This window comes from Vibrio rhodolitus (genome assembly GCF_003350325.1).
GTDB classification, from domain to species: domain Bacteria; phylum Pseudomonadota; class Gammaproteobacteria; order Enterobacterales; family Vibrionaceae; genus Vibrio; species Vibrio rhodolitus.
In genome coordinates, this window is sequence record NZ_QLYZ01000021.1 from 20,845 (window position 1) to 35,351 (window position 14,507).

General features: G+C 47.3%; 15 protein-coding genes. 7 read left to right on the top strand and 8 right to left on the bottom strand.

All coding sequences use genetic code 11. From position 1 onward, the window contains the following. Window positions 1-15 precede the first annotated feature (15 nt). Window positions 16-1,473: a succinylglutamate-semialdehyde dehydrogenase gene (gene astD, locus DPF93_RS17165; RefSeq protein WP_114767331.1), complete on the top strand. Its 1,458-nt coding sequence runs from the start codon at window positions 16-18 to the stop codon at window positions 1,471-1,473. A gap of 112 nt (window positions 1,474-1,585) precedes the next feature. Beyond that, window positions 1,586-2,377, top strand: coding sequence for a DUF1338 domain-containing protein (locus DPF93_RS17170; RefSeq protein ID WP_114767332.1), 792 nt, complete (start codon window positions 1,586-1,588; stop codon window positions 2,375-2,377). Window positions 2,378-2,579: 202 nt separating this feature from the next. Here the strand turns inward: DPF93_RS17170 and crp are convergent, their stop codons facing one another. From crp to DPF93_RS17200, 6 genes are all read right to left on the bottom strand, one after another. Next, window positions 2,580-3,212: a cAMP-activated global transcriptional regulator CRP gene (gene crp, locus DPF93_RS17175; RefSeq protein WP_005597159.1), complete on the bottom strand. Its 633-nt coding sequence runs from the start codon at window positions 3,210-3,212 to the stop codon at window positions 2,580-2,582. Between the two features lie 241 nt (window positions 3,213-3,453). Then, window positions 3,454-4,323 (bottom strand): phosphoribulokinase, encoded by an 870-nt coding sequence (locus tag DPF93_RS17180; RefSeq protein WP_114767333.1) that lies wholly within the window; start codon window positions 4,321-4,323, stop codon window positions 3,454-3,456. Window positions 4,324-4,515: 192 nt separating this feature from the next. Next, window positions 4,516-4,728 carry a YheU family protein gene (locus tag DPF93_RS17185; protein WP_075651076.1) on the bottom strand — a complete coding sequence of 71 codons (213 nt, stop codon included), beginning with the start codon at window positions 4,726-4,728 and terminating at the stop codon, window positions 4,516-4,518. Window positions 4,729-4,781: 53 nt separating this feature from the next. Then, entirely contained in the window at window positions 4,782-5,756 is a 975-nt protein-coding gene (locus tag DPF93_RS17190) for a hydrolase (RefSeq protein ID WP_114767334.1), read from the bottom strand. Then, on the bottom strand, window positions 5,753-6,241 hold the full coding sequence (locus DPF93_RS17195; RefSeq protein ID WP_114767335.1) for a TIGR02444 family protein: 489 nt from the start codon (window positions 6,239-6,241) through the stop codon (window positions 5,753-5,755). The genes DPF93_RS17190 and DPF93_RS17195 overlap by 4 nt, the downstream gene beginning before the upstream one ends. Continuing rightward, window positions 6,238-8,160, bottom strand: coding sequence for an ABC transporter ATP-binding protein (locus tag DPF93_RS17200; protein ID WP_114767336.1), 1,923 nt, complete (start codon window positions 8,158-8,160; stop codon window positions 6,238-6,240). Before DPF93_RS17200 ends, DPF93_RS17195 begins: the two co-directional genes overlap by 4 nt. 134 nt (window positions 8,161-8,294) lie before the next feature. Between DPF93_RS17200 and kefG the strand changes: the two genes are divergently transcribed. From kefG to slyD, 4 genes are all read left to right on the top strand, one after another. Next, window positions 8,295-8,921: a glutathione-regulated potassium-efflux system ancillary protein KefG gene (kefG, locus tag DPF93_RS17205; RefSeq protein WP_114767337.1), complete on the top strand. Its 627-nt coding sequence runs from the start codon at window positions 8,295-8,297 to the stop codon at window positions 8,919-8,921. Continuing rightward, window positions 8,905-10,701, top strand: a complete 1,797-nt coding sequence (gene kefB / locus DPF93_RS17210) for a glutathione-regulated potassium-efflux system protein KefB (RefSeq protein WP_114767338.1) — start codon at window positions 8,905-8,907, stop codon at window positions 10,699-10,701. The genes kefG and kefB overlap by 17 nt, the downstream gene beginning before the upstream one ends. A 33-nt stretch (window positions 10,702-10,734) precedes the next feature. Then, the gene (locus tag DPF93_RS17215) at window positions 10,735-10,929 is read left to right on the top strand and encodes a YheV family putative zinc ribbon protein (RefSeq protein WP_114767339.1); all 195 of its coding nucleotides are present in this window, start codon (window positions 10,735-10,737) and stop codon (window positions 10,927-10,929) included. 87 nt (window positions 10,930-11,016) lie between these two features. Continuing rightward, the gene (slyD, locus tag DPF93_RS17220; RefSeq protein WP_114767340.1) at window positions 11,017-11,592 is read left to right on the top strand and encodes a peptidylprolyl isomerase; all 576 of its coding nucleotides are present in this window, start codon (window positions 11,017-11,019) and stop codon (window positions 11,590-11,592) included. A 90-nt stretch (window positions 11,593-11,682) separates the two neighbouring features. Here the strand turns inward: slyD and rpe are convergent, their stop codons facing one another. Together rpe and rpiB are read right to left on the bottom strand one after the other, a co-directional pair. Beyond that, the gene (rpe, locus tag DPF93_RS17225) at window positions 11,683-12,354 is read right to left on the bottom strand and encodes a ribulose-phosphate 3-epimerase (RefSeq protein WP_114767341.1); all 672 of its coding nucleotides are present in this window, start codon (window positions 12,352-12,354) and stop codon (window positions 11,683-11,685) included. A gap of 2 nt (window positions 12,355-12,356) precedes the next feature. Further along, the gene (rpiB, locus tag DPF93_RS17230; RefSeq protein ID WP_114767342.1) at window positions 12,357-12,797 is read right to left on the bottom strand and encodes a ribose 5-phosphate isomerase B; all 441 of its coding nucleotides are present in this window, start codon (window positions 12,795-12,797) and stop codon (window positions 12,357-12,359) included. 273 nt (window positions 12,798-13,070) lie between these two features. Here rpiB and DPF93_RS17235 point away from each other — a divergent pair, with 273 nt between their 5' ends. Next, window positions 13,071-14,465: a sucrose-specific PTS transporter subunit IIBC gene (locus DPF93_RS17235; protein ID WP_114767343.1), complete on the top strand. Its 1,395-nt coding sequence runs from the start codon at window positions 13,071-13,073 to the stop codon at window positions 14,463-14,465. Window positions 14,466-14,507: the final 42 nt, after the last annotated feature.

Consider the following 14,507-nt stretch of genomic DNA (forward strand, 5'->3'; position numbering starts at 1 on the left):
TTAAGGACAGATGATATGACACAGTGGATTGCAGGTAAGTGGCTAGAAGGTGCAGGTAAAGTCATCGAATCAACTAGCCCATACAATGGTGAAGTGGTATGGCAAGGTCGTAGTGCAACAGCCGCGCAAGTAGAGCAAGCGGTATCGGCAGCCCGAAGCGCGTTTCTAAGTTGGAAAAAGCTGAGCTTTGAGCAGCGTGAAGCGATCGTGTTGCGCTTTGCCGAGCTGGTAAAAGCCAACAGCGAGCAAATCGCTGAGGTGATTGCTAAAGAAACAGGAAAACCGCTGTGGGAAACCCGTACGGAAGCGGCGGCAATGGCGGGTAAAATTGCCATTTCAATTCGTGCTTATCATCAGCGTACCGGTGAGTCGCAACGTGAGGCGGCAGGTAATCAAATCGTCCTGCGTCACAGACCGTTAGGCGTGATGGCAGTTTTTGGTCCGTATAATTTTCCTGCTCATTTACCCAATGGGCATATCGTGCCGGCGCTGTTGGCCGGTAATAGCGTGGTGTTTAAGCCGTCGGAGCAAACGCCGTGGACCGGTGAACTGGCAATGAAGCTATGGCAGAAAGCGGGTCTGCCAGATGGCGTGATTAATCTTGTGCAAGGGGCAAGGGAGACTGGCATCGCGCTGGCTGAATCAAAACGGATTGATGGATTGCTGTTTACTGGTAGCGCCAATACTGGTCATGTGCTTCATCGTCAGTTTGCCGGACAGCCCGATAAGATGCTGGCTCTGGAAATGGGCGGTAACAACCCAATGGTGATTTCAGATCAGTACGGCGATCTTGATGCGACCGTCTATACCATTATCCAATCCGCATTTATCAGCGCAGGGCAGCGTTGCACCTGTGCGCGCCGACTGTATGTACCAAGCGGCGATAAAGGCGATCAACTGCTGGTAAGGCTGGTTGAAGCCACGCGCAATATTCGCGTTGACCAACCTTTTGCCGATCCGGCGCCATTTATGGGGCCGCAGATCTCTTTATCGGCGGCGAACATAATCCTCGATGCGCAGCAAAACCTGCAATCACTCGGTGGTGAAAGTCTGATTGAAGCTAAGTTAGGTTCATGCGCGTTTGTTTCTCCGGGCATCATTGATGTAACGGCTGTCGAATCGTTGCCAGATGAAGAGTATTTCGGTCCTTTGCTGCAAGTGATTCGCTATCAAGGCATTGAGCAAGCGGTAGAGTTCGCCAATGATACCCGCTTTGGTTTGTCGGCAGGGTTAGTCTCCACCGATGACGCGGAGTGGGAATATTTTGTTGAGCACATTCGCGCCGGTATCGTTAACCGTAATCGTCAGTTAACCGGAGCCAGTGGCGATGCGCCATTTGGTGGACCGGGCGCATCGGGTAACTTACGCCCAAGTGCTTACTACGCAGCGGACTACTGTGCTTACCCAATGGCATCAATGGAAGGCGAACATACCGAGTTACCTGAAAGTCTGAGCCCGGGCATCACACTATAAAAACTTAGACTCAGTCACATAGGTTTAGACTCCGGTGACTGAGTCTTACACTACACTTGATTGACTACTCAAAGAACAATAACAACACCCTACACCGAAACAAGGAGGCGTTATGACGCCAGATAGATTGTTCCAGTCGCTATGGGAAGACTATACTTCGCGCCTTTGCCCCTCAGCGGGTAATGTGCATAAATTGCTGCAAGAAGATGAACCGCTCATCAATGACCACATTGCCCTGCGTACCTTTAACTTAGCGCCGGTTGAGTTAGAGGTGTTAGCTAAACCTTTCTTGGCGTTAGGCTACCAAGAGGCAGGAGATTACCTGTTTGAAGCTAAAAAACTGGTCGCCAAGCACTACCAACACCCTGATCCAACGCAACCGAAAGTGTTTATTAGTCAACTCAAAGTCGAAGAGTGCTCTGCGCAGCTACAAGCGATTGTGAAGCAGTTGGTTGCACAAGTTTCCGCGGAGGACATGCAAGGCAGTGAGTTTTTGTATGCCGGTCGCCCTTGGCAATTAACGCATCAAGATTATCAACTGCTCGCACAAGAGAGTGAGTACGCCGCGTGGTTAGCCGCGCACGGTTATGGTGCCAACCACTTTACTGTGAGTGTTAATCAGCTCAATCAGTTTGACCAAGTGCAGCAGGTGAATGATTACCTGAAAGCTTCAGGCTTTGTGATTAACCAATCGGGCGGTGAAGTTAAAGGCTCTGCTGATGTGTTACTAGAACAATCGTCTACCATGGCAGATAAAGTACAAGTCGACTTTGATGATGGCGTGATGTTGATTCCCGGCGGTTTCTACGAGTTTGCCAAACGCTACCCGATGGCAGACGGGGAGCTTTACCCCGGCTTTGTTGCTGCATCAGCCGATAAGATATTTGAGAGTACTAACGGGTAACGGAACGCTGTCGCTTACGGATGCGGGAACGCTGTCGCTTACGGATATTGGAGTGCTTTGTGTATGGAACGGGGTTTAAGTTGTTTTATCTCGAAGGACGAAGTCCGCTCTCGGAGCAAAGCGTTCCAAATTCTCGATTCCGCTAAAGAAAAAAGCCACCCAAGGGTGGCTTTTGCAATCTTATTTGTTCACTCGGTGTGAATTAGCGAGTGCCGTACACAACGATAGTCTTACCGTGAGCAGAGATTAGGTTCTGCTCTTCAAGCATCTTCAAGATACGACCAACAGTCTCACGAGAACAGCCAACGATTTGACCGATTTCTTGACGTGTGATCTTGATTTGCATGCCGTCTGGGTGAGTCATCGCATCAGGTTGTTTCGCTAGGTTTAGTAGCGTTTGTGCGATACGACCAGTTACATCTAGGAATGCTAGGTCACCCACTTTTTGGCTAGTCACTTGTAGGCGACGTGCCATTTGCGAAGATAGACGCATAAGAATGTCTGGGTTTACTTGAATTAGCTGACGGAATTTCTTGAAAGAAATCTCCGCAACTTCACAAGGAGACTTGGCACGAACCCAAGCTGTGCGCTCTTGGTCTTCTTCAAATAGACCAAGTTCACCGATGAAATCACCTTGGTTTAGGTAAGAAAGGATCATTTCCTTACCTTCTTCGTCCTTGATAAGAACCGCAACAGAACCTTTAACGATGTAGTACAAAGTCTCTGCTTTCTCGCCCGCATGAATTAGCGTGCTTTTTGATGGGTACTTATGAATATGACAGTGTGAAAGGAACCACTCTAATGTTGGATCGGTTTGAGGTTTACCTAGAACCATAATATCTCACTTCCTCTGCAGGGTACGCTTGCGCTTTCCATGTTGTTGCTAAGCCCAAAATGGGGATAACTAGGATAAGAGCACTTTACCAGTGCTGCAAGCTATCTTGTGTTTCGGTTTCAAATAGTATCCTTTTTCCCGAATGATTTCTTGATTTTAATCGGGTACAGGGTGCTATTTTATAAGCGAAAACGTGCACATGATCACGGTATGAAAAGTAATCGCAACCTAATGCACTTTTTTAGCCAATTTTGCCCGTTTCTATCAGTTGTTGAAGAATCGGTCTGACGATCAATTCCATCGCAAAGCTCATTTTACCACCAGGGACAACCAGCGTGTTATGGCGCGACATGAATGACCCATCTATCATTGCCAATAGGTAGGGATAGTCAACATTTTTAAACCCGCGTAAGCGGATTACCACGAAGCTTTCATCCAAGCTTGGAATGCCCTTCGCATCCAGCGGATTTGAAGTATCGACGGTAGGCACGCGTTGGAAGTTAATATGAGTGCGAGAAAATTGTGGGGTAATGTAGTTCAGGTAATCGTCCATTGAGCGAACAATTGAGTCCATCACCGCTTCACGAGAATGACCTCGGTCACGAGTATCGCGGACGAACTTTTGAATCCACTCAAGATTAACGATCGGCACCATGCCAATCAGAAAGTCGACATGCTGCGAGACATTAACATCGCCATCCACCACACCGCCGTGTAAACCTTCATAAAACAGCACATCGCTGTCTTCAGGGAGCTCTTGCCATGGCGTAAAAGTGCCGGGCATTTGGTTGTATGGCACCGCTTCATCAAAGGTGTGTAGGTAACGGCGCACTTTGCCCGTGCCATCTTCACCGTATTGACGGAAAAATTCAGCTAGGGCAGGGAAGTCATTGGCTTGCGGACCAAAGTAGCTGATATGGCGACCCTGTTCACGCGCTTTGCGGATCTCCACATCCATTTCAGGACGCGTAAAGCGATGGAAGCTATCGCCTTCCACCCAAGCAGGTTTGATGTCCATCATGTTGAACATCTTGCGAAAGGCTTCGGAGGTCGTGGTGGTACCCGCACCAGAAGAACCGGTGACGGCAATGATTGGATGCTTTGCTGACATGACAAACCCTGTCTAAAACTAACGTTCCTGTTAATAATTATGTTTGCTCCAAGTCAGTACTGCGCAGGGCAGACTTATTTGGATATCACAGCAATATAACATGCTTTAACTTTTTGTTTAAAAGATTCTACCGTTGGCATGGGTGAACAAAACACGGTGCAGCGGCACAGAAGTATCTATGCCGCATCGAGATTAGAATTTCTGTTTAAGCTGAATATCTACAGTTTCGTGCAGCTCAGAATAGACAATCACAGCCTCGCCAGAAGCGAGCTGCGCTTTTACTTGATCGACTTTAGCTTGCAGTGAAACTTCAACCGCACCGTAATCGGTACCTTCACGTAGTACAAACTCACGAATTAAATTGTCTAGGGTGTCGGCAGCAATTTCTTGCCAAGGGATAATCATAAATACCTCTTACGTTTATGATTGGGAGAGAGCCAGTCTTGCTGGCTCCGATATTATGCTGTTTTTAGTGGCTGATAGTAAGCGGGTAGCATCTCTTCTAGCCAGAATCTTGGTTTGAGCAGTGAGCCAGTGACAAAGCCGACGTGTCCACCGTTATCCAGCAGTCGATAATCGATATTGTCAGGTAGCACAAAGTGAGGGATCACCGCATCAGTCATAAAGGGATCATCTTTGGCGTGAATGATCTGGGTGGGCAGCTTGATTTGTTGTAAGCGATGGATGCCCGAGCAGCGCTGATAATAATCTTCGGCATCTTTAAAACCATGCAGTGGCGCGGTAATCAAATCGTCAAAGTCGTATAACTTAGTCACGCGCTTAATGCTTTGGTAGGTGAGACCAAGCTCCCCTTTGAGTAGATGGTGCTTGCGCAGCGCATTACGTTTGAGCGACTTAAGTAAGTAGGCTTTATAGAGCTTTGAAAAACCCTGTTCAATGCGACTTGAACATGCAGAGAGATCAAGCGGCGCCGAGACAATTGAAGCGGCATTGAGCAGTGGATCATCAGCATACTCGGCTAAGTAATTCGCTAGCATATTGCCGCCAAGAGAAATGCCTACCGCAACTTTGGTCTGCTGAGCAAATTGCTGCTCAATGTGCTCTAAGAAGAAACGTGCATCTTCCACTTCACCGGAGTGATAGGCGCGTGGCAAGCGATTCGGCTTACCGCTACAACCGCGAAAATGCATCATCACTGATAGCCAACCTTGCTTGGCGAAGGCTGACATCAAGCCATTGGCGTATGGGCTATAAAAACAGCCTTCTAAACCATGAAACAGAATAAATAGCGGTTTGTTTTTTGCCGCATCGGATTGCGGATCTTCACTCCAAGCCAGGTCGATAAAGTCACCGTCTGGGGTGTTGAGGGTTTGCCAAATAGGTTCAAACAGCGCTTTTTTACGAATAAAACGTGGCGCTAGTGTTTGCATATGGGGATTGGTCATGCCCGAGGCAGCAGTAAAGTTTGTCATAGCGTGTCAGTTGGGTTATCCGGTACAAAGGGTTGAGAGAAAATGGAGTAAAGGTACTCTCCATCCAACTGACGGCAATAACGCAGAGTAAGGGGCTCATCATCGGCGTTGTGCAGAGTAAGCCCATTGATGCAATCAACTAAATCTGACTGTTGTTGCTTTTCTAGTTGCAACTCAAACTGCAGCGATTCTCGATATAAACTATCAGGTAGGCTGAGTTTGAGTTTTCTTCTTAATTCGCGAAAGCTACTGAGGAGCGTTTCAGAGCGGCTCAAGCACAGTTCGACTTGAGCCCAATCTTGTGGCGCGATTGTCGCGCCTTGTTCATCCAACCACTTGAGAAGCAGCAGGAGGTTGACGTTACCATGGTGATGGTTTTGCAGAGTTAAGCACGCTTCCTTCACTTCTCGCACACTGTAGTATTGCAAGCTAAATTGCCAAAGGCGTTCTAGAGTAAGTGAAAGGTATACGCGCTCATGACTCATAGATTACTGAACTCCTGTTCCATCTGCTCTAGCTCTTCTTGAAGAGCCATCCATTCCATTTCTACATCTTCTAGTTCGGCTTTGCTGGAGGCTTGTATCGCGAGAACTTGATTAAGTTTAGCCTTGTTTTCCGCTTCATACAGTGAGTTGTCCGCTAATTGTTGCTCTGCAGCGGCAAGGCTCTCACCCAACTTATCCATTTTCTCTTCCAGTTTGGTGAGATTTTTGCGAATTGGTGCAGTGAGTTTACGGAACTCTGCTTCGCGACGTTTTTGATCTTTTTTCGCTGCGGCACTGTTAGCGGTGTTTTTCTCTGGTTGTTCCGCTTGTGCTTCACGACGGTCCGCTTTTTGTTGCTCTGTCAGCCACTTGTAGTAGTCGTTCAAGTCACCATCAAATGGCGCTACTTGACGATCATGAACTAGGTAAAGGTCATCGGTGGTCGCACGCAGTAGGTAACGGTCGTGGGAGACAATTACCATTGCACCTTCGAAGGTTTGCAGTGCCATGGTCAGCGCCTGACGCATATCCAAGTCCAAGTGGTTGGTTGGTTCGTCGAGCAGTAGCAAGTTTGGTTTTTGCCACACAATTAACGCCAGCACCAAACGCGCTTTTTCACCACCAGAGAAAGGTGCCACCTTCTCAAGCGCTTTGTCGCCTTGGAAGCCAAAGCTACCCAAGTAATCACGCAGTTGCTGTTCGGTGTGTTTTGGCGCGATCTGCATCATGTGCTGCAAAGGCGTTTCTTCTGGATGTAGCGTTTCTAACTGATGCTGAGCGAAGTAACCAATTTTTACCCCTTGAGAGTACGTCAGTTCACCACTTTGTGGTTTATGTTCACCAGAGAGCAATTTGATCAGTGTCGATTTACCCGCACCGTTACGACCCAGCAGACCAATGCGGCTACCCGGTACTAGGTTAAGGCGGATCTTCTCTAGAATAAGGTTATCGCCGTAACCAGCTGATGCTTCATCCATCATAATGATTGGGTTTGGTAATGCCTCTGGCTCACGGAATTCAAAGCTGAATGGGTTATCAAACTGCGCAGGTAGCACTTTTTCCATTCGCTCAAGGGCTTTGATGCGGCTTTGTGCTTGGCGCGCTTTCGATGCTTTGTAGCGGAAACGATCAATATAGCTTTGCATGTGTGCCATATGCTTCTGCTGCTTGGCATACATAGCTTGTTGCAAGATAAGCTTCTGTGCACGTTGATCTTCAAATGATGAGTAGTTACCGGTGTACTCATTGAGGTTTTGGTTTTCAACGTGAATGATGCGACCAACGATTGGGTCAAGGAAGTCACGGTCGTGTGAGATAAGTACCAATGTACCAGGGTAGTTTTGTAGCCAGCGTTCGAGCCACATTACCGCATCTAAGTCCAAGTGGTTGGTTGGTTCGTCGAGTAGCAGTAAGTCTGAGCGGCATAGCAGCGCTTGTGCAAGGTTAAGACGCATACGCCAACCACCGGAGAACTGCGTTAGGTTCCAACTCATCTGTGGCTGAGTAAAGCCCAGACCATCCAAAAGTTCAGCTGCGCGTGCACGAATACTGTAGCCACCGATGGTTTCGATTTTGCCATGCAGTTCAGCCACGAGTGTGCCGTTATCCGCTTGCTCAGCTTGAGCCAGTTGTTGCTCAAGGGCGCGGTACTCGCGATCACCATCAATCACATATTCAAGCGCGGTGCGGTCAAGGGCAGGGGTTTCCTGAGCGACCCAAGCTAACTCCCAATGTGCAGGTTTGCTAAAATTACCAGCATCAATAGAAAGTTCATCTTTGATCAAAGCAAAGAGGGTCGACTTACCACAACCGTTTTTACCCACCAGACCGACTTTGTCGCCCGGATGGATGGTTGCAGATGCATTTTCTAGCAGGGGTTTACCGCCGCGTAGCAATTGAATATCAGAGAAGGTAATCATAGCGTTTTGTTTTTTCTTTAATCGTTTCCGCACGCATAGTAGGAGGATTGGTCGAAAAAGTCGATCATTGCGTTATGCCTCTCAACCGCGTATAACAAAATGATAACGAAAATAAAAGGAATGCTGTACAAGGAATGGATTTATCAGCAACAGCTCAAGCTAAAGTACTCGTCATTTACGCTCATCCTGAGTCACAAACGTCGGTCGCCAATCAAGTGATGCTCAACAAGATTGCTTCACTTGAACACGTCACTGTGCATGATCTTTACGCCCTTTATCCCGATTTTTTTATTGATGTTCATGCCGAGCACAAGGCTTTGCTAGAGCACGATGTGATTGTCTTTCATCACCCAATGTACCTCTATTCGTGCCCATCGCTGCTTAAAGAGTGGCTTGACCGAGTGTTAGGTAAAAAAGGCTTTGCTTATGGCGAAGGAAGCGCACTGCGTGGCAAGTATTGGCGCAGCGTGATCACTACCGGCGGTAAGCAAGAAGCGTTTGGTGAGCATGGCTACAACAAATACCCCCTTGAACAGATCCTGCAACCGTTTGAGTTAACAGCCGCTCTATGTCGCATGCACTGGATAGAGCCGCTGGTGCTGTATTGGGCGCGCAATGTTTCTGACAATGAACGTGAGCAACACGCTGAGCACTATCGTGAATGGCTCCAGACCCCGCTGGTGGGAGTTAATGTAGTTAGTGGTGAAACACCCTCGTTCCAATTGAGTGCTCAAGGAGGTGATCATGGCTCTAGAAAGTGATTTTCTGCAAAGCAGTGCGATCTTCCTAACGGCTGCGGTGGTTGCCGTGCCACTAGCGCAGCGTCTTGGTCTTGGCTCGGTTTTGGGCTATTTACTGGCAGGAGTGGCGATAGGTCCATGGGGGCTGGGGCTGATTCGAGACGTTGATGCGATTCTCCATTTTGCTGAATTTGGTGTGGTGCTGCTGCTGTTTTTGATTGGTCTTGAACTGAACCCGAAAAAACTGTGGCAGCTGCGCGGACCGATCCTCGGTTTAGGCGGTGCACAAGTGGTGTTAACCACCGCCTTTATTGCCAGTGTCGCTAACGCGATGGGGCTGTCTTGGCAGGTGAGCTTAACTATCGGTATGGGTTTGGCTCTCTCTTCTACTGCAATTGCCTTGCGGGTAATTGAAGAGCAGGGGCTGGCAGGCAGTGAAACGGGGCAATCGGGGTTTGCGGTTTTGCTGTTCCAAGATATTGCGGTGATCCCGATGCTGGCGATGCTGCCGTTGCTGGCTGGCAACACCAGTGGTAATTGGCAAGATGGTTTATGGATGCTAGGTGGCGTTCTCGGGCTTTTGGTTGGCGGACATTTCTTATTGCGACCGCTGTTTCGTTATGTGGTGGCTAGTGGTGTACGAGAGCTGTTTACTGTCGCGGCGCTGCTGTTGGTGATTGGTATTGCACTGATCATGAAGCAGCTTGGGCTTTCAATGGCGCTGGGGGCATTTCTGGCTGGTGTGCTGCTGGCAGAAAGTGAGTATCGTCATGAACTCGAAATCGCCATCGAGCCGTTTAAAGGACTGTTGCTTGGGCTGTTTTTCATTGCCGTCGGCATGGCGGTTAACCTTGGTCTATTAGCGCTGCATCCGTGGAAGATCTTGCTTGGCGTTTTAGCGCTGATCACCGTCAAGGGCTTACTGCTTTATGCGTTAGCACGCGCGGCGGGGAGCCGGGCAAAATCTCGCAGCCGTATGGCGGCGATTCTCAGCCAAGGTGGTGAGTTTGCCTTTGTGATATTCACTGCGGCACAAAGCCAAAACTTACTGAGTGCTGAGCAAACCGCGTTTTTGCTGGTGGTGGTTAGCTTATCGATGGTAACGACACCGCTACTACTGATGGGGCAAGAGAAGTGGTATGCGCTCAAGCTTAACCAAGATGATGAGGTGCAAATTACCAGTGATGTGGTGGATAACCAACCGCGGGTGATCATTGCCGGTTTCGGGCGATTTGGTCAGATTGTCGGTCGCTTGCTCTACGCTAACAAAATCAAGCTGACAATTTTGGAGAGCGATGCCAGCCAAATTAAGCTGCTGCGTAAGTATGGCTATAAAGTGTTTTATGGTGATGCAACTCAGCTTGATCTGCTGCGCGCCGCTGGAGCAAGTAAAGCCGAAGCCATTATCCTGTGTACCGATTCACCGGATGAGATCATGCAAATTGTTGATCTATGTAAGCAGCATTTCCCACAACTCAAAATACTGGCTCGAGCCCGTAGTCGTGTCGAGGCTTATCAATTGCTCAGTCATGGCGTCGACAAGTATTCGCGTGAAACCTTCTTAGGCGCACTTGATCTCGGCAAATTAGCGCTGATTGAGTTAGGGATGCATCCATATCAGGCGCAGCGCGCAGAATCTCATTTTAGAAAGTTAGATAATGCGATGCTCAAAGAGCTGCTTCCGCAGCACAATGAAGATAAACAATTGGCCCAAAGAGCCAAAGAAGCGCGTAAAGAACTGGAAGAGATTTTCGGGCGTGAAATGGAAAGCGATCAGCAGCCGAAAAACTTCTGGGACTAATGCGCCAGTTGTAGCCTAAGAGAAGAGAGTCAGATGAAGAAAAGATTTATTGCCGGGGCAAGCTGCCCTAAGTGCCAACAACAAGACAGTCTACGCTGGTGGATTGAGAATAATATCGAGCTGGTAGAATGTGTTGACTGCAACTATCAAGATCAACGTAAGCCACAATCGGTCGAGCAAACCCCTCGTGCTGATGAAAATATGATCGGTATTTTTAGACCAGAATAATTGTGTTTCTTAAATTCATCCCCATAATACGCAGGGTAAAGTTTTAAATCCCAGAATTCTGGGTCTCAATAATGCCTTGGAGCAATTATGAAAATTGAAAAGAACGTAGTCGTAAGCCTAGCGTACCAAGTTAAACTAGAAGATGGCGCAGTTGTTGACCAATCAACAGTTGATGCTCCACTAGATTACCTACATGGTAACAACAACCTAATCTCTGGCCTAGAAAAAGCGCTAGAAGGTAAGCAAGCTGGCGACAAATTCGAAGTAACTGTAGCTCCAGAAGAAGCATACGGCGAGCACAGCGATGACCTAGTTCAACGCGTACCTGCAAATGTATTCCACGGTGTTGATCAAATCGAAGTTGGTATGCGTTTCCTAGCAGACACTGACCAAGGTCCAATCCCTGTAGAAGTAACTGAAGTTGACGGCGACGAAGTTGTGGTTGATGGTAACCACATGCTAGCTGGTCAAACTCTAACGTTTGAAGTTGAAGTTGTTGCAGTACGTGAAGCAACAGCAGAAGAGATCGAACATGGTCACATCCACCAAGGTGGTGGTTGCTGTGGCGGTCACGACCATGACCACGAAGGCGGCTGCTGTGGTGGCGAAGATAAAGGCGACGATCACGAGTGCTGCGGTGGCGGCGGTTGTGGTTCTCACTAATCGCAAGTTTGCTTAAAGCAGAATAAGAAAAGCGCAGCCAATTGGCTGCGCTTTTTACTTTCAGGTTAAATGCTTTCTGTTCGCTGGGGGTTAAGCTGCAACAGACTCGCGCGTTAAACTGCGCAGTTCCTGCATGGTTTCTTGGTAGCTCTTCTCTTTACCAAACAGACCTGCGGTACCTAAAATAAAGTACTCAATTTTCTCACCAAGACGCTCAATAACTTCAGGGCTAATTGCACCGTCAATCGCGATCTTAGTGTTGGTTCCCTGACGCTCGATCATTTCAATAATACGATCAATACGGTTATATGCATTCGGGATAAATGCTTGACCAGCAAAACCTGGGTTCACTGACATCACTAGAATCACGTCTGTGACATCTAATACATCTTCGATGGCGCTAAGTGGTGTACCTGGGTTAATCGCAAGACCTGATTTGATGCCTTTTGCTTGAATATTTCCCAATGTACGGTGCAGGTGCGGCGGCGCTTCTGCGTGGATATACATGAGCTTAGGACCTAGCGCAGCAAACAAATCAATAAATTGATCTGGGTTGGACAGCATTAGATGAACGTCGTAATCAATATCCGTTAGTTCACGAATGGCTTTGATATCTTCAGGACCTAATGCAAAGTTTGGTACGAAGTGACCATCCATAACATCGATATGCAGCATATCAACTTTGGCTTTTTCAAGCTCTTGTAGCTCAGATGCGAGTTTGGAAAAGTCCACACACATCATTGAGGGACAGAATTTAGACACGGTTACGCCTCCTCAATAGCTGCAATTTGTTCAACACGATTTTGGTGACGACCACCCTCAAACTCAGCACCTAACCAGCAGTCGATGATCATTTTTGCTAGCTCAATACCGATAACGCGTGAACCAAAAGCAAGAATGTTAGTGTTGTTATGCTGCTTAGAAAGCTGCGCTGTGTATGGGTCGCTACATACCACTGCTCGAATACCTTTCACTTTATTTGCCGCTAGTGAAATACCCACACCAGTACCACAAATCAAAATACCCAGATCGACATGTTGATTTTGTACCGCTTGCGCTACCGCTAAACCATATTTTGGATAGTCTGTACGTTCTGTTGAATGGGCACCAAAATCTTCTACTTCGATACCTTTTTCTTGCAAGTGTTTGATAACTAGATCTTTGTGTTCGATACCAACGTGGTCGCAACCAATCGCAATTCTCATAATCTTTTCTCTAACTCTATTTAACCTGAAGGGAATACTTAAAAGTTTACGAAAAAATTCACACGTGTAAATAGTTGTTTAAAGTGAATTGTGGCTAAATTTAGTTAAGTCTATGATTTTAAATAAATTAAAAGTTAACAAAAAAGTTCACGAAGATAAAAAATTCACGAAATTAGAAAAAGTGTGATCTTCGCCTGAGTCGGCGCGAGAAATAATTGCTAGCTTAAATAACAGCTAACTTACCTATAAATATGACGTGCTACAGGTTCTAATATGTCTTACACAATGATTGCTGAAGAGCTGGTTGGTTCTTTAGGCGGAAAAGAGAATATAGTGTCAGTTGCGCACTGTGCGACACGCTTACGTGTCATGGTGGCTGACGAAGAGAAAATTGATAAAAAACGTATCGAAGACACAGATAAAGTGAAAGGTGCTTTTTTTAACAGTGGTCAATACCAAATTATCTTTGGTACTGGTACGGTAAACCGAGTATTTGAAGCGTTTGAGAGCTTGGACCTTTCAATGTCGAGCAAGTCAGAAATGAAAGAAGCCTCGGCGAAACAGGGTACTGCTTTACAGCGTGCGATTCGCACATTCAGTGACGTGTTTGTACCTCTGATCCCTGCACTGGTTGCGACTGGTCTATTTATGGGATTACGTGGTCTAGTCACTCGTCCTGAAGTGCTTGCTCTTTTTGGGCTTACGCCAGAGTCGATTTCTCCAAACTTTATCCTTTATACACAAATTCTGACTGATACGGCGTTTATCTTCTTACCTGCGATGGTGGCATGGTCTGCAAGCCGCGTGTTTGGTGGTACACCATTGATTGGTTTGGTGTTGGGTCTCATGCTTGTTTCTCCAGCCCTACCAAATGCTTGGGCAGTGGGCTTTGGCGATGCTCAGCCATTACTGTTCTTTGGCTTTATTCCAGTTGTCGGCTACCAAGGTTCGGTGATTCCTGCCTTTATCGCTGGTTTCTTAAGTGCCAAGCTAGAGCGCCGCATCCGTTCTGTTATGCCAGAAGCGTTTGATTTGGTGATGACGCCATTTTTGACTCTATTGATCATGAGTGCGGTAGCATTGCTAGCGGTTGGTCCACTGTTCCACGTCGTTGAAGTGGCAATGGTTGATGCAACTAAGTATCTGCTAGATCTACCATTTGGTCTAAGTGGTCTCTTTATCGGCTTTGTGTGGGATCTAATTGTAATTACTGGTGTTCACCATGTATTTAACTTGCTTGAGATTCAATTGCTGGCTAACGAAGGTAGCAACGTATTCAATGCTCTGATCACCGGTGCGATTTCAGCACAAGGTGCGGCATGTCTTGCTGTTGGTATGAAAACCAAGAGTAAGAAACTGAAAGCACTGTGTTTCCCATCAACAGTTTCGGCTTTCCTTGGCATTATTGAACCCGCCATCTTCGGTGTGAACTTACGTTACTACCGTCCATTTGTGTTCGCTCTTATTGGTGGTGCATTGGGTGGCTTTACAGCGCAAATCCTTGGCTTGGCAGCGAGCGGTATGGCGGTGACGGTAATTCCAGGTACATTGCTATACCTTGATGGTCAGCTAATGTCTTACTTCCTAGTACACGCTGTGAGCTGTAGCGTAGCCTTCGCGCTGACTTACACCATGGGCTTCTCAGACAAGATGCTGGAAGAGAAATAATCCTCAAACTTGCCCCCTCATCGTAGGGGGCTTGGAGATCCG

Excerpts from the sequence above, each read along its gene's own strand:
- crp (WP_005597159.1), bottom strand. The coding sequence starts at position 3,212 with ATGGTTCTAGGTAAACCTCAAACCGATCCAACATTAGAGTGGTTCCTT.
- DPF93_RS17200 (WP_114767336.1), bottom strand. The coding sequence starts at position 8,160 with ATGATTACCTTCTCTGATATTCAATTGCTACGCGGCGGTAAACCCCTG.
- kefG (WP_114767337.1), top strand. The coding sequence starts at position 8,295 with ATGGATTTATCAGCAACAGCTCAAGCTAAAGTACTCGTCATTTACGCT.
- DPF93_RS17185 (WP_075651076.1), bottom strand. The coding sequence starts at position 4,728 with ATGATTATCCCTTGGCAAGAAATTGCTGCCGACACCCTAGACAATTTA.
- DPF93_RS17180 (WP_114767333.1), bottom strand. The coding sequence starts at position 4,323 with ATGTCAGCAAAGCATCCAATCATTGCCGTCACCGGTTCTTCTGGTGCG.
- DPF93_RS17195 (WP_114767335.1), bottom strand. The coding sequence starts at position 6,241 with ATGAGTCATGAGCGCGTATACCTTTCACTTACTCTAGAACGCCTTTGG.
- DPF93_RS17215 (WP_114767339.1), top strand. The coding sequence starts at position 10,735 with ATGAAGAAAAGATTTATTGCCGGGGCAAGCTGCCCTAAGTGCCAACAA.
- slyD (WP_114767340.1), top strand. The coding sequence starts at position 11,017 with ATGAAAATTGAAAAGAACGTAGTCGTAAGCCTAGCGTACCAAGTTAAA.
- DPF93_RS17190 (WP_114767334.1), bottom strand. The coding sequence starts at position 5,756 with ATGACAAACTTTACTGCTGCCTCGGGCATGACCAATCCCCATATGCAA.
- rpiB (WP_114767342.1), bottom strand. The coding sequence starts at position 12,797 with ATGAGAATTGCGATTGGTTGCGACCACGTTGGTATCGAACACAAAGAT.
- DPF93_RS17235 (WP_114767343.1), top strand. The coding sequence starts at position 13,071 with ATGTCTTACACAATGATTGCTGAAGAGCTGGTTGGTTCTTTAGGCGGA.
- kefB (WP_114767338.1), top strand. The coding sequence starts at position 8,905 with ATGGCTCTAGAAAGTGATTTTCTGCAAAGCAGTGCGATCTTCCTAACG.
- astD (WP_114767331.1), top strand. The coding sequence starts at position 16 with ATGACACAGTGGATTGCAGGTAAGTGGCTAGAAGGTGCAGGTAAAGTC.
- DPF93_RS17170 (WP_114767332.1), top strand. The coding sequence starts at position 1,586 with ATGACGCCAGATAGATTGTTCCAGTCGCTATGGGAAGACTATACTTCG.